Below are 12,555 nucleotides of genomic sequence, written 5' to 3'. Positions count from 1 at the left end.
ACCGCCCCTGGGAACCGCCCCTGGTTTTCAGCGCAGGGGACCCGGTGAGGCCTACCGGAACGCTCGTTGTCGGCGCGTGTTGAGTGCCTGGGCGGACCGGCTGCGCCTGTCACTACACTGGACGCGTGGCAGGCCGAATTCCCGATCGTGACATCACGGCGATCCGTGAGCAGACGAGGATCGAGGACATCGTCGGCGACTACGTCGCACTGCGGCGCGCGGGGGCCGACAGCCTCAAGGGATTGTGCCCGTTCCACGACGAGAAGTCGCCGTCGTTCCACGTCCGCCCCAACCACGGTCACTTCCACTGCTTCGGCTGCGGGGAGGGCGGCGACGTCTACAGCTTCCTGCAGAAGCAGGAGCACATCAGCTTCGTCGAGGCCGTGGAGCAGCTCGCCGACCGGCTCGGCTACCAGATCAACTACGAGGGCGGCGGCACCGCGATCAAACGGGATCGCGGCACTCGAGCCCGGCTCGTGGCCGCCAACGCCGCCGCCGCGAAGTTCTATCAGGCCGCGCTGCAGTCCCCGGAGGCGCAGGCGGCCCGGGATTATCTGTCCGAGCGCGATTTCGACGCCGCGGCCGCCATCCAGTTCGGATGTGGGTACGCACCCGCCGGCTGGGACACGATGACCAAGGCGCTGCTGTCGCAGGGTTTCGAGTTCAGCGAGCTCGAGGCGGCCGGCCTCTCCAAGCAGGGACGCAAGGGCCCCATCGACCGATTCCACCGCCGACTCCTGTGGCCGATCCGCAACCTCGGTGGCGACATCATCGGGTTCGGTGCGCGCAAGCTCTACGACGACGACAACCTCGGCAAGTACATGAACACGCCGGAGACCATGCTGTACAAGAAGTCTCAGGTGCTGTTCGGTCTGGATCACGCGAAGAAGAGCATCGCCAAGGGGCATCAGGTGGTGGTGGTCGAGGGCTACACCGACGTCATGGCCATGCACCTGGCCGGCGTGACCACCGCTGTCGCGTCGTGTGGCACCGCCTTCGGCGAGGACCACCTCTCGCTGATCCGGCGTCTGATGATGGACGACTCCTACTTCCGCGGCGAGGTCATCTACACCTTCGACGGTGACGACGCCGGAAAGGCCGCCGCGCTCAAGGCTTTCGAGGGTGAACAGTCGATCTCGGGCCAGACCTTCGTGGCGATCGCGCCCGACGGCATGGACCCGTGTGAACTCCGCCAGAGCAAGGGCGACTCCGCCGTGCGCGACCTCATCGCGCGCCGGGTGCCGATGTACGAGTTCGCCATCAAGACCCTGCTGGCCGGACACGACCTGGACACCGCCGAGGGGCGCGTGCACGCCTTGCGTGACACGGTCCCGGTGGTCGCGCGGATCAAGGACATCGCGCTGCGCGACGAGTACGCGCGGCAGCTCGCCGGCTGGGTCGGCTGGGAAGAGGTCGCCCAGGTCCTCGGTCGGGTGCGCGAAGAAGGCGCGCGGATTCGGAAGGCGCAGGGTGGTGCCGATTCCGGGCGGGGCGGCCGTCGTGGCAGTCCCGCGCGCAACCGTCCGGAGGCGGAGACGGCGCCGACCTCCGCACGCCCGCAGCCCAACGATCCCCGGCTGTGGCCCCAGCGTGAAGCGCTCAAGGCTGCGCTGCAGTACCCCGCGATCGCCGGGACCGTCTTCGACTCGCTGCCCGTCGAATGCTTCAACGAACCCGCGTATGCCATTGTGCGGCAGGCGATGATCAGTGTCGGCGGCACGTCGTCGGGGCTGGGCGGAGCGGCCTGGGTCGACTCCGTGCGCAACGCCGTCGACGACCCGGTCATCGACCCGCTGGTCACCGAACTGGCGGTCGAGACGATGCGCGTCGACGAGGACAACATCGCCCGCTACATCTCCAGCGTCCTCGCGCGGCTGCAGGAGGTGTGGGTCGGTTCGCAGATCGCCGACATCAAATCGCGCCTGCGCCGGATGGCGCCGAGCGACGACCCGGACGGCTACAACGCCGTCTTCGGCGACCTCGTCGCGCTGGAGTCCTATCGCCGTAGCCTGCTGGAGCAGGCCCTGGATCCGTCCGCCGGCGTCGGCTGAGCCGGTTTCCCGCTGAGAGGATCTCCGCCGACGCGATGAGTCCTAACGGTTCGGGTGGTCTGTACATCGACCACGACTGAACGGAGAACTTCATGGCGACCGCGATCTACTCGGCGACCGCATCTCTCGACGGGTTCATCGCCGGTCCGGGCGGCGACATGTCCTTGCTGACGCGATTCTTCGGCGAGGACGACGACAACCAGGCCGCCCGGCGGCTCATGGAGGGGGTCGGCTCCCTGCTGGTGGGCAACCGCAGTTTCGGGGGCGACGACCCGAACAAGGGCACCGATCGGGAAGGTGCCTTCGAGGGTGAATATCAGGGACCGACAGTGGTTCTCACGCACAACCCGCCCGCCGACGCGGTGGAGGGCGTCACCTTCGTCACCGACCTGCGGGGCGCCGTCGAGGAGGCCACGCGACTCGCGGGAGACGGCTACGCCACCGTCATCGGGGCCGACGTCGCGCGGCAGATGATCGACGAAGGGCTGCTCGACGAGGTTCTCGTCTTCTACGTCCCGGTGTTCCTGGGCGACGGGGTCCGGCTCTTCGACCGTCCCGGCGGCGGAGAGGTGCGACTGACGCGCATCCCCGGCGAGACCGAGTTCTGGTGTCGGGTCGAGAAGTGAAACCCGCCGGGCGTCGAGGACCGGCAGCCCACGGTGTGAGAGCCTGAATACATGACAACGGTGTCGATCGGCGATCTCACGGTGAACTACACGGAGCAGGGGAGCAGCGAATCAGCTTCCGTACCAATTGTTCTGGTGCACGGTCTGGGGCAGGACGGTGGTAGCTGGGCGCACACGCAGCACGACCTCGCCGACCATCACACCTACGCCTACGATCTTCGCGGACACGGCTCGACGACGGTCGGGGAGGCCGAGGGAACGCTGGAACAGCTCGGCCGGGATCTCGTCGGTTTCCTCGAGGCCGTGTCGGGCCCCGCGATCGTCGTCGGTTTCTCCGCCGGCGGGACCGTCGTGCTGTGGGCAGCTGCCGAACGGCCCGATCTGGTGAGCGGAGCCATCGTCCTCGGCACGTCGTCGGTGGTGGGGCGAGCGGCCGCCGAGTTCTACACGCAGCGCGCCGGTCTGGCCGCCGACACCTCCAGTGATGAGTTCCGCTCGGCGATGCGCGAGGACACGGTCGCAGGACTGGTGTCCGCTCATGATCGCGTCGACGAGCTGACCGAGCTCAGGCTGGCAGCGGTCGGGGACGGCGCCGGCTATGCGAACGCGGCCCGCGCGATGGCCGGAGTGCGCGAGCAACCCCTCACCCCACGGCTTTCCGAGATCCGTCAGCACGTCGACGTCATCGCCGCGCAGGGCGACAAGCTGTGTCCGGAGAAGGCCGCGCGCATGATCGTCGACGGACTGACGGACGTGACCTATCGCGTGATCCCGGACGCCGGGCACCTGATGAACGTCGACAACCCCGACGCGGTCACGGCGGCGTTGAAGGCCGCGATCAGCGGCGAGTAGCGTCGCCGCCCGTGGTGGGGAGTGCGGGACTTGAACCCGCGACCAATCGATTATGAGTCGACGGCTCTAACCAACTGAGCTAACTCCCCGTGCGGGCACCCGGCCCGCGGGGAGGAGATTACCGCACCCGACATCGGGGACTGCAGCCAAGTGTGGTGGAAAACGGTCGACAGTCGACGGCGCTACACTGGCCGAAAATCGGACACGGTGCGATGGGAGAGTGTGCGGATGACGGTCGGGGAGGGTTCCCACGGCGGCGGCGAGCTGCCGGAGAGCCTTGTCGACGTGGCCGGCCGCCGCATCCGGGACGCCATCATGAGCGGCGCCCTGGCCCCGGGGCAGAAGATCGTCGAGGAGACGCTGTGCGCCGACCTCGGCATCAGCCGGGCTCCCGTACGCGAGGCGTTGCGGCTGCTCGCGCAGCAGGGGCTCGTCGAGCATCAGCCGCGTCGTGGGGTCCGCGTCGCGGAGTGGTCGCCTCGGGACATCCTGCAGCTGTTCGAGCTGCGTCAGGTGCTCGAGCGGTACGCCGTCGAGGCCGCCCTGCCGTTGACGGACCCGGAGTCACAGCTCGCACCTCTGCGTGCAGCGATCGATGCGATGCGCCGTGCCACAGACGATCTCGCGCGCGACGATGCGCACCGTCGATTCCATGCAGCCGTCGTCGGACTCGCCGGGAACCGGCAGCTCGACATCACCCTCGAGCCGATTCTGCTGAAGCTCCAGTTGCCGATGGCGGTCAACCTGCGGACCGAGACCGCCGACCACCACGGACCCGACGACGGCTTCAACCGGCATCAGGCGATCCTCGACGCGCTCGAACGCAACGACCCCGCGGCCGCCATCGCAGCGCTCCACGACCACGGTCACCTCCACTATCTGGACCTGGTGTCGGCGACGGCCGGGGACGAACACCCGCGCTGACCAGCTAACACAATCGACACACAGCCGTTCCGCAGGCGCCATTATTCTGTCGACAATCGACGGTATGACACTTTCGGGCGGGCCCACCACGGGTCCCACGGTTGCCGAGGTCCTCGACTCGCACCTGCACGGCAGCGGGTCCCCGACCCGGACCGCACGCATGGTCCTCGACGCCATCGAGGCGTGGGGCGACGACGGGACCTGGCTGTCGACGGTGCCGCGCGACGAGGTCCTCGGTGCGGCGGCCGAACTCGAGAGCCGACCCGGCGCGCGCGACCTGCCGCTGTACGGAGTCCCATCGGCGTCAAGGACTCCATCGATGTGGCCGGCGTCCCGACGACCCTCTCCTGCCCCGGCTACGCGTACTTCCCGACGCCACCGCGCCCGTCGTGCAGCGTCTGCTCGATGCCGGGGCGCTCTACATCGGCAAGACCAACCTCGATCAATTCGCGACCGGCCTCAACGGCACACGAACCCCGTACGCGATGCCGCGCGGGGTGTACGGAAACGAGATGATCTCCGGCGGTTCGAGTTCCGGCTCGGCGCTCGCGGTCGCGCTCGGCAACGTGCCCTTCGCCGTCGCCGCCGTCACCGCCGGCTCGGGGCGCGTGCCCGCCGCGCTCAACGGCATCATCGGATACAAGCCGTCGCGCGGCCTGATCAGCACCGTGGGACTGGTACCGGCGTGTAAATCCCTGGACTGCATCACGGCGATGACCGCGACCGTCGACGACATGGACCGCGTCATGAGCGTGATGATGGGCCGGGACGACGCCGATCCCTGGTCGCGCGATCGCGGGCCCGGTTTCGACGGGTCGACGATCACGATCGGTCTCCCGCCGGTCGAGGAACTGGAGTTCTTCGGCGACGACGCCATGCGGGAGGCGCATCTGGCGTTCCGAAACCGACTGGCGCACCTGGCCTTACCGGGTGGGGTCGAGATCGTCGACGTATCCCTGGCTCCGTTCCTTGCCGCGGGCGAGTTGCTGTACTCGGGGCCGTGGGTCGCCGAGCGGCTCGTCGTGTTCGGCGACTTCCTCGCGGAGAAGCCCGACGAGATCCACCCCGTGGTCCGCGACATCCTCCGCAGTGGTGAGAAGTACACCGCAGTCGACGCTTTCGCCGCGCTGCAGAGATTGCAGGAGCGCAAGGCCGAGATCGGGCGGGTGTGGCAGGGGATCGATGTCCTCGTGGTCCCCACGATCGGGCGGACCTTCACCGTCGACGAGGTGCTGGCGCAACCGATCGCGACCAACACCATGCTCGGTCACTACACGCATTTCGGAAACCTCCTCGACCTCATCGGGATCGCGGTTCCGTAAGGTGTGACATCCGACGGCCGTCCTCACAGCGCGATGCTCCCCGGGGCGGCGCTCACCGACGACACCGTGCTCCAGCTGGCGGCCGCGCTGCTCGACGAGCCGCGCGACCGGACGTCGTCGACCAGCGCTGCCCACACCTCGACAACGCTTCCCGCGTCCTGAAATCCGAACATCCATAACGGAAGGCCATCCGATGTCCGAGACCGTCACCCTCGAGGCACTACCCGGTCCGATCGAACTCGACCTGGACCGCACCGCACTGATCATCATCGACATGCAGCGGGGCTTCCTGTTGCCGGGCGGTTTCGGCGAAACCCTCGGCAACGACGTCTCGCAGTTGCAGCGCGTCGTCGAACCGCTCGCGGCGCTGCTCGACGCGGCACGGGCGTCCGGGATGCTCGTCATCCACCCTCGGAAAGGGCACCTGCCCGACCTGTCGGATTGCCCGCCGGCCAAGCTCAATCGCGGCGAGCCGTCGAAGCGGATCGGGGACCCGGGCGCGTTCGGGCGGATCCTGATCCGCGGCGAGTACGGGCACGACATCATCGACGAACTCGCGCCGCTCGACACCGAGGTCGTCATCGACAAACCCGGCAAGGGTGCGTTCTATGCGACCGGACTGTCGAAGGTGCTGGCCGACAACGAGATCACTCAGCTACTCGTGGCCGGCGTGACCACCGAGGTGTGCGTCCACACCACCACGCGCGAGGCCAACGACCGCGGATTCGAGTGCGTCGTCGTATCCGATTGCGTCGGTTCGTATTTCCCCGAGTTCCAGCGTGTGGGACTGGAGATGGTCGCCGCGCAGGGCGGCATCTTCGGCTGGACCGCCCCCGGCACCGCGATCATCCCGCTCCTGAAGGAGAGTGCGCCGGCCGAACCCGCTGTCTGACCTCACCGCCCACCCAGTCGAGACATCGGCGTCTCGCTTCCCCGACAACCCCCAGCATTCCGGAGGAATTCATGAGCGCCGCAACCGATCCAGCCCCGACCACCGACCCGCCGTCACCGACCCCGGCCACGAAGGTCGCGTGGTGGACGCGCGGAGACACCAACGCCTTTTCGGGTCTCGGCTTCAACATCCTGGTCAACGTCCTGACGTTGACGGGCCTGATGAACGGCGTCATCGGCCTCAGCCCAGACAACGTCCTCGGCACGGTGCTGCCGGCGCTGGGCGTCGCGCTGATCCTGGGCAACCTCTACTACACGTTCCTGGCCCGACGCCTCGCCGCGCGGGAGGGACGCGACGATGTGACCGCCCTGCCCTACGGGCCGAGCGTGCCGCACATGTTCATCGTGGTGTTCGTCGTCATGCTGCCGGTGTATCTGAACACCAAGGACGCCATTTAGGCCTGGCAGGCCGGTCTGGCATGGGCATTCATGATCGGCGTCATCGTCATGATCGGCGCCTTCGTCGGACCGTATGTGCGGAAGCTGACGCCCCGCGCAGCGATGCTCGGCACCCTGGCCGGTATCTCGATCACGTTCATCTCGATGCGTCCGGCAGGGCAGATCTGGGAGGCCGCGTGGATCGGTCTGCCGGTGCTCGCGATCATCCTCATCGGCTTCTCCACCGATGTGAAGCTGCCCGGCAACGTCCCCGTCGGACTCGCCGCACTGCTCGTCGGTACCGCGATCGGCTGGGCCGGCGGGTACATGTCGGTGCCCGACCTGACCGCGGCCGTCGAGGACATCGCCGTCGGCATCCCGGATCAACGAATCGACCTGTTGTTCAACGGCCTCGGTGATCTTGCGCCACTGCTCGGCACCGCGATACCGCTGGGCGTCTACAACTTCACCGAGGCGATGAGCAACGTGGAGTCCGCCGCGGCGGCGGGGGACAACTACAACCTGCGCAGCGTCCTGCTCGCCGATGGTGCCGGCGCGTGCATCGGCGCGGCGTTCGGGTCGCCGTTCCCCCCGGCGATCTACATCGGGCATCCCGGCTGGAAGGACGCCGGTGGTCGTGCGAGTTACTCGCTGGCCAGCGGCGTCGCGATCGGTCTGCTGTGTTTCCTCGGGCTATTCGGGGTGCTGAACTACCTGCTACCGGTGTCCGCGATCGCGCCGATCCTGCTGTTCATCGGCTTGCTGATCGGCGCACAGGCGTTCCAGGCGGTGCCGCGCCTGCACGCGGTCGCGGTGGTCGCGGCGCTGCTGCCGAACCTCGCCGAGTGGGGACGTGGGCTCATCGACAACGCGTTGTCGGCGGCGGGCACGACGGTCGACGAAGTGGGTATGGAGGCGATGAACGGTGCCGGCGTGATCTACGAGGGACTCAAGACCCTCGGCGAGGGCGCGGTGCTGTCGTTCATCGGCCTCATCCCGCGCCGGAGGTGTCCTGGGCGGCCGCTCCGGAGGTCTCGCTCGGCTACCTGTTCTTCGGCGTCGTGTGCCTGGCCTACTGGTTCCTGCCCGGAGCGCGCACCCCGGTGGAGGTCGACGAATCCGACGTCGTGGCCGGTCACTGATCGGGTGAGATGCCTCAACTCCCTGGAGCGGTGACCTGCCGTTTTGTTGTCCGACGGCGGCATGCGCTAGAGTCTGTCCTCGGTTCGAGTGATGCGCTCACGGCGCATGATGAGGGCCAGAGCAATCCCCCATAGCTCAATTGGCAGAGCATTCGACTGTTAATCGAACGGTTACTGGTTCGAGTCCAGTTGGGGGAGCAGAGAAGTAGCAGGTCAGGCCCGGTATCCACCGGGCCTTTTCTGTTTCGTGCGGAATACGTGCGGAATCCGAGCGGGTCGCCCGGCATACAAGTCGGCCCCGCTCGGTGTTCGTAGCACCGCCGGGGCCTCGATCCACGGAGGTAACCGTGAACCGTCCCCGCACTCTATCCCTCGTTGCCCGCGTGGCGACATTTCTACTCGCGATGTACTTCGTTCCGCTGACGGTCATGGCCGTCTGCATCGAGCTCGGGTGGCACGCATGATCGTGCCGACCACCGAGCCGGCCGAACTCCTGATTCGCCACGCCTGGGACCTCTACGAGCAAGACACCGAGTGCGACCACGCGGCCGAACTGCGTCACGCCGTCTGGCAGCTCGAGGAGGCCGTCGACTACGACCACGACGACGTGACGCGGCTTGCCCGCCGGGTCGTGCAGGCCCTCTCTACAGCGACCGGGGAAGAGGTCGACGACATCCTGTCACCAATTGGTGACGTCGCCGCATGGTTGGGGCTGGACCAGTGAGCGTGTACAACGCCGGGGTGCGTGCCGCCCGCGAGGAACTCGCAGAGCGTGCAGCCACGTCAGGCGATGACGAGCAGCACGTCGCCGAGCAGATGCTGGCGACAATGACGTTGCGAGACGACGACGATTTCGAACAGGGCTACCGCGACAAGCTCGCGGACGTGCTTAACCGGTGGTGCAAGCACTGTCGGCGGGTGTTCGACGTCCCCAACTATTGGCGGACGTGCCCCGAGTGTCTGCCCATCGAATACGCCGATGGGGAGGGATACACGATTCTTGACGACCACCGCATATTCGAGATGGTCGACGGCTACTTCATTCACACACTCATCGGGTCCGAGGGCGGCGAACTGCTCTACGTCGTTGATGGCGATGACAAGAATGCACCCTGCAAAGGCCTTCCAGTCCCGGACCACGAACATCTCGGCAAGCTCCCCGCCAAGTACACGATCAACGTGTTGCGCGCGAAGTGTGGCCGCATGACCCGCTCGGGCAAGCCATGCCGCAATGGCCCGTGGTGCCGACTGCACCGCTGCTAATGGATTGGGGGGTACTCGACAGCGAGTACCCCTAATCGAGAAAGTCTACGGTAGACGTTCTCGTCAGGCCGCCCGGGCAATTCGCCGCCCCATACCCCGCTCGGCGAAATTGCCGGGCATCGCCCGAGATGCACTTCCCCGTTCGGCAGGGTCTTGACGAGAGCAAGACCGTATCGAAGCCCCGCCCAACGGACTTCGCGGGCGCAGGCGAGAAGTCCATCTCGAAAAGTGGTCAATCTGACCACTTCCCGGCACCGGGAAGCTAGCCCTGACGGTCGACCACCGCCGTAACAGCAGTGGTTGCCGGGTTCGACTCCCGGCGGGGCACTAAGCGCGCACCAACCACCCTGACCGCGTGCGCCCGTCGTCATCGCCTCGCCCGACGAAAACCAGCAGGCTCCCCGTAGCCCAGTCGTACGCCGGGGACGTACGCCACCGCTCGTGTCGTCGCGAAACACGAGCTGGTGCCATGACGAGAACACCTGTCCATCGGACACGGTGCTAGCAGTCGTGGCCTGACGCGATAGGTAGGCAAGGTTCGTGGGACGTTCGGGATGGGGTACAGCTTCTGCCACCCGTAGGGTGTCAGTCCCGTTCCTCTGGTCAGACCCGAGTGTCATCCGGGAGTTCGTTGCGGCCCAGTAGGCCGCCCTCTACGCCCCCGACTTCCGAAACCTCGCCGTATCGACCGGCACCAGCCGGCCCGAAGAGGTCGCAGGCTTCGACTTCCTGGCCGCCCGCAACCGCAGAATCTCGGCCTTCACGCGCTCCAACTGACCATTCATGTTGCCGCGCAGCTGGGGCATGTCCGTGAACGTCTCGGCCAGCAGCCGGTACCGAATCTCAGCCTCAGCCAGCTCATCGCCAGCGGCCATCGCCGCGCTCAACGTGTCGTACTTACGCGCCATGACTCTCGGGCTCCCAATCGAATCGAGGATTCACATACGTCGGACGGACGGTCGGCCCTGTAGGAGCACGGCCCGCCGACTTCTCGCGGTTGCACTGCCGACACACGCCGGCACAGTTGTCCAACGCGTCGGCCTCGAGCACTGACCAACCCATATGCCGAGCCTCCTCAGACGAAACGATGTGGTCGACCTGAAACGACCGCGGATCAAGAGGGGGCGCGTCGTAATCGATCTGCCCATTGGCGGACTGGCAGTCCGCCGTGATCTGGAGGGCGCAAGGTGCATTACCGTCGCGCCTGCGAACCTCGGCGCGACGACGGTTACGGATAGTGGTCGAAGCGAACGGCATCGAGCCTCCATTTCGTTGGCGGAACCCATGGCGGGTCGCGCAGGTTTTCAAGTACTACAGGTGCCCTTGAACCCAGGGGGGAGGGGGTCACACACACGGAGGCCTATGACCACGAGGGGCCGGTTTGTGCTGGTCAGGGGTCCCTGTCCCCTGGGGTTTGTGGGTGCGCAGCCGGGGCGCAGGTGCATCCTTGAGGCCCGAAATAGCCTCGTCGTGGGATGTCCTTGCCGTGTCTCATGTGTCGCGGTTTGACGCCTGCGGCTGCGCGGTTTGTGCGGGCTATTCGGGTGCGGTGACGGTGAACTTGCCGATGCGGTTGGGTTTGACGACGTTGGCTCCGAAGCGCCAGATGCAGCGGACGGCGATGCTGTCGGCGGCGAAGTAGGCGTGTTCGCTGATGGAGACTTCGACGTTGCCGACGGCGCTGACGACGGCGGTTTTGTCGATGACGAGGCCGCTTCCGCTTGGTGCTGCGGGGGTGACGAGGACGGGAAGGTCGAGGAGGAACTTCTGGGCGTCGGTCGCGCCGGTGCCGAGCAGGCTGGTGTTGTAGTCGGCGGCGGTCTTGAACTTGCGCAGTGATGCCCATGCGGTGGGTGACAGGACGATGTGCGATGGGTCGGCGCCGTTGCCCGCGAGGGTTGCGAGGAGGTCGACGAGGCCGTCGAGGCTATCGGCTACGGCTCCCCCGTTGACGATGCCGGGGATGTTGAGCAGCCCGGCGGGTGGTGTGACGGCGGGACTGGTCGGTGCGGCCTGCGCGATGTAGGCGGTGTTGCCGGCCTTGGTGACGGCTCGGGCGACGGACGCCGACAGCAGCTCGGATGCGTTGGGCTGGGCGAACTGTTCCCGGCTGAGCCGGATGATCTGTGCGACCTTGCCGGTGTGCACCAGGGCTTCACTCAGGCCGGGGTTGGCCTCGTCGATGGTCACACCTTCTGCGGTGAACGAGGCCGTGGCGTCGTCGACGTACTGGACGCGGACGGCGGGGGCGTCGCCTTCGATGGTGCCTGAGACGGTGGAGGTCTCGAGGATGAGCGCGTCGGGGACGGCGTCGGCCGGGGGAACGGCGGTGAGGTCGGGGCTCCAGGCTTTGGCGCTGGTGATTGTGGTTTCGACAGCCATTGTTGTTCCTTACGGGGTGTGGGAACGCGGCGAGCCGCGCACCTGTGAGTGGTTCTCGGTGCGCGGCTCGCGTCGATCCGTTGCCCGCGTGGGCGGTATGTCGTCGAACCTGGTGTCTCACCGCGGTTCTGGTGGTGATTGTACTACTTGTTGAAGGCGTCTTTCCACGCGTTGTGTGTTGACCGGTCTGCGCCGGTGCCTTCGCGGGGTACGACGGGTCCGCGCTTTTTGCGTTCTCCCGCACCGAGTTCGAGGCCGAGCTTCTCCTTGGCGGCGTGGGCGGCGGCTTTCACTTTGTCGGGGCTGACGAGTCCGGTGTCGTCGAGGAGGTCGGTGAGGTTGATGTCGGCTGCCCAGAGCGCGTCAGGCTTGTGGATCACGTCGGCGGCGAGGCGTTCGGCTTCGGTGCGTTGCAGTGTTTCGAGCAGGCCGGCGAGGGTGTCGCGTTCGGCTTCGGTTTCGCGGAGTTGGACGCGGTAGCGCGCTTCGCGTTTGCTCTGCGGTTCGGTGCCCTCCGGCTGGGAGTCAGGCTCTGGCTGAACCTCGGTTGCCGGGTCCTGCGGGGACCCGTCTGCGGTCTGGTCAGATTCGGTTGTGCTGTCGTTGATTTCAGTACTCATTGGTTCTCCTGTGTTGGGGACGGCTGCTGTGGCGTAGAAGAGCG

Annotated in this window: 10 protein-coding genes, 2 tRNA genes and 2 pseudogenes; 10 read left to right on the top strand and 4 right to left on the bottom strand. The window is 66.8% G+C overall.

What is annotated here, in order from left to right; genetic code table 11:
* Positions 1-125 precede the first annotated feature (125 nt).
* From dnaG to BLU62_RS10830, 3 genes are all read left to right on the top strand, one after another.
* Positions 126-2,051, top strand: coding sequence for a DNA primase (gene dnaG, locus BLU62_RS10840; protein WP_074849510.1), 1,926 nt, complete (start codon positions 126-128; stop codon positions 2,049-2,051).
* Between the two features lie 92 nt (positions 2,052-2,143).
* Positions 2,144-2,677: a dihydrofolate reductase family protein gene (locus BLU62_RS10835; protein WP_074849509.1), complete on the top strand. Its 534-nt coding sequence runs from the start codon at positions 2,144-2,146 to the stop codon at positions 2,675-2,677.
* Between the two features lie 51 nt (positions 2,678-2,728).
* Positions 2,729-3,529: an alpha/beta fold hydrolase gene (locus tag BLU62_RS10830; RefSeq protein WP_074849507.1), complete on the top strand. Its 801-nt coding sequence runs from the start codon at positions 2,729-2,731 to the stop codon at positions 3,527-3,529.
* Between the two features lie 12 nt (positions 3,530-3,541).
* Here BLU62_RS10830 and BLU62_RS10825 read toward each other — a convergent pair.
* A tRNA-Ile gene (locus BLU62_RS10825) sits at positions 3,542-3,618 on the bottom strand.
* A gap of 139 nt (positions 3,619-3,757) precedes the next feature.
* Here BLU62_RS10825 and BLU62_RS10820 point away from each other — a divergent pair.
* The 7 genes and pseudogenes from BLU62_RS10820 to BLU62_RS10790 all read left to right on the top strand — a co-directional run bounded on the left by BLU62_RS10820 (position 3,758) and on the right by BLU62_RS10790 (position 9,509).
* Positions 3,758-4,453 carry a GntR family transcriptional regulator gene (locus tag BLU62_RS10820; protein WP_074849506.1) on the top strand — a complete coding sequence of 232 codons (696 nt, stop codon included), beginning with the start codon at positions 3,758-3,760 and terminating at the stop codon, positions 4,451-4,453.
* Between the two features lie 64 nt (positions 4,454-4,517).
* A pseudogene (locus BLU62_RS10815) lies at positions 4,518-5,937 on the top strand (allophanate hydrolase).
* A 31-nt stretch (positions 5,938-5,968) separates the two neighbouring features.
* Positions 5,969-6,667 (top strand): cysteine hydrolase family protein, encoded by a 699-nt coding sequence (locus BLU62_RS10810; protein WP_074849504.1) that lies wholly within the window; start codon positions 5,969-5,971, stop codon positions 6,665-6,667.
* A gap of 71 nt (positions 6,668-6,738) precedes the next feature.
* A pseudogene (locus BLU62_RS10805) lies at positions 6,739-8,246 on the top strand (SulP family inorganic anion transporter).
* A gap of 125 nt (positions 8,247-8,371) precedes the next feature.
* Positions 8,372-8,444 (top strand) — tRNA-Asn (locus tag BLU62_RS10800).
* 262 nt (positions 8,445-8,706) lie between these two features.
* A complete protein-coding gene (locus BLU62_RS10795) occupies positions 8,707-8,970 on the top strand; it encodes a hypothetical protein (protein ID WP_074849502.1) in 264 nt (87 codons plus the stop codon).
* A gap of 17 nt (positions 8,971-8,987) precedes the next feature.
* On the top strand, positions 8,988-9,509 hold the full coding sequence (locus tag BLU62_RS10790; RefSeq protein ID WP_139180026.1) for a hypothetical protein: 522 nt from the start codon (positions 8,988-8,990) through the stop codon (positions 9,507-9,509).
* Positions 9,510-10,162: 653 nt separating this feature from the next.
* Here BLU62_RS10790 and BLU62_RS10785 read toward each other — a convergent pair.
* From BLU62_RS10785 to BLU62_RS10770, 3 genes are all read right to left on the bottom strand, one after another.
* Positions 10,163-10,417, bottom strand: a complete 255-nt coding sequence (locus BLU62_RS10785; protein WP_074849498.1) for a hypothetical protein — start codon at positions 10,415-10,417, stop codon at positions 10,163-10,165.
* A 628-nt stretch (positions 10,418-11,045) separates the two neighbouring features.
* The gene (locus BLU62_RS10775; RefSeq protein ID WP_074849494.1) at positions 11,046-11,891 is read right to left on the bottom strand and encodes a phage major capsid protein; all 846 of its coding nucleotides are present in this window, start codon (positions 11,889-11,891) and stop codon (positions 11,046-11,048) included.
* 143 nt (positions 11,892-12,034) lie between these two features.
* Positions 12,035-12,511: a hypothetical protein gene (locus tag BLU62_RS10770; protein ID WP_074849492.1), complete on the bottom strand. Its 477-nt coding sequence runs from the start codon at positions 12,509-12,511 to the stop codon at positions 12,035-12,037.
* Positions 12,512-12,555: the final 44 nt, after the last annotated feature.

Source organism: Gordonia westfalica, assembly GCF_900105725.1.
Taxonomy (GTDB): Bacteria; Actinomycetota; Actinomycetes; order Mycobacteriales; family Mycobacteriaceae; genus Gordonia; species Gordonia westfalica.
The sequence above is the reverse complement of the archived record's forward strand: the minus strand, read 5'-3'. Positions and strand labels throughout refer to the sequence as shown.

Coding starts and splice junctions, on each gene's coding strand:
- BLU62_RS10835 (WP_074849509.1), top strand. CDS start 2,144: ATGGCGACCGCGATCTACTCGGCGACCGCATCTCTCGACGGGTTCATC.
- BLU62_RS10830 (WP_074849507.1), top strand. CDS start 2,729: ATGACAACGGTGTCGATCGGCGATCTCACGGTGAACTACACGGAGCAG.
- BLU62_RS10820 (WP_074849506.1), top strand. CDS start 3,758: ATGACGGTCGGGGAGGGTTCCCACGGCGGCGGCGAGCTGCCGGAGAGC.
- BLU62_RS10810 (WP_074849504.1), top strand. CDS start 5,969: ATGTCCGAGACCGTCACCCTCGAGGCACTACCCGGTCCGATCGAACTC.
- BLU62_RS10795 (WP_074849502.1), top strand. CDS start 8,707: ATGATCGTGCCGACCACCGAGCCGGCCGAACTCCTGATTCGCCACGCC.
- BLU62_RS10785 (WP_074849498.1), bottom strand. CDS start 10,417: ATGGCGCGTAAGTACGACACGTTGAGCGCGGCGATGGCCGCTGGCGAT.
- BLU62_RS10775 (WP_074849494.1), bottom strand. CDS start 11,891: ATGGCTGTCGAAACCACAATCACCAGCGCCAAAGCCTGGAGCCCCGAC.
- BLU62_RS10770 (WP_074849492.1), bottom strand. CDS start 12,511: ATGAGTACTGAAATCAACGACAGCACAACCGAATCTGACCAGACCGCA.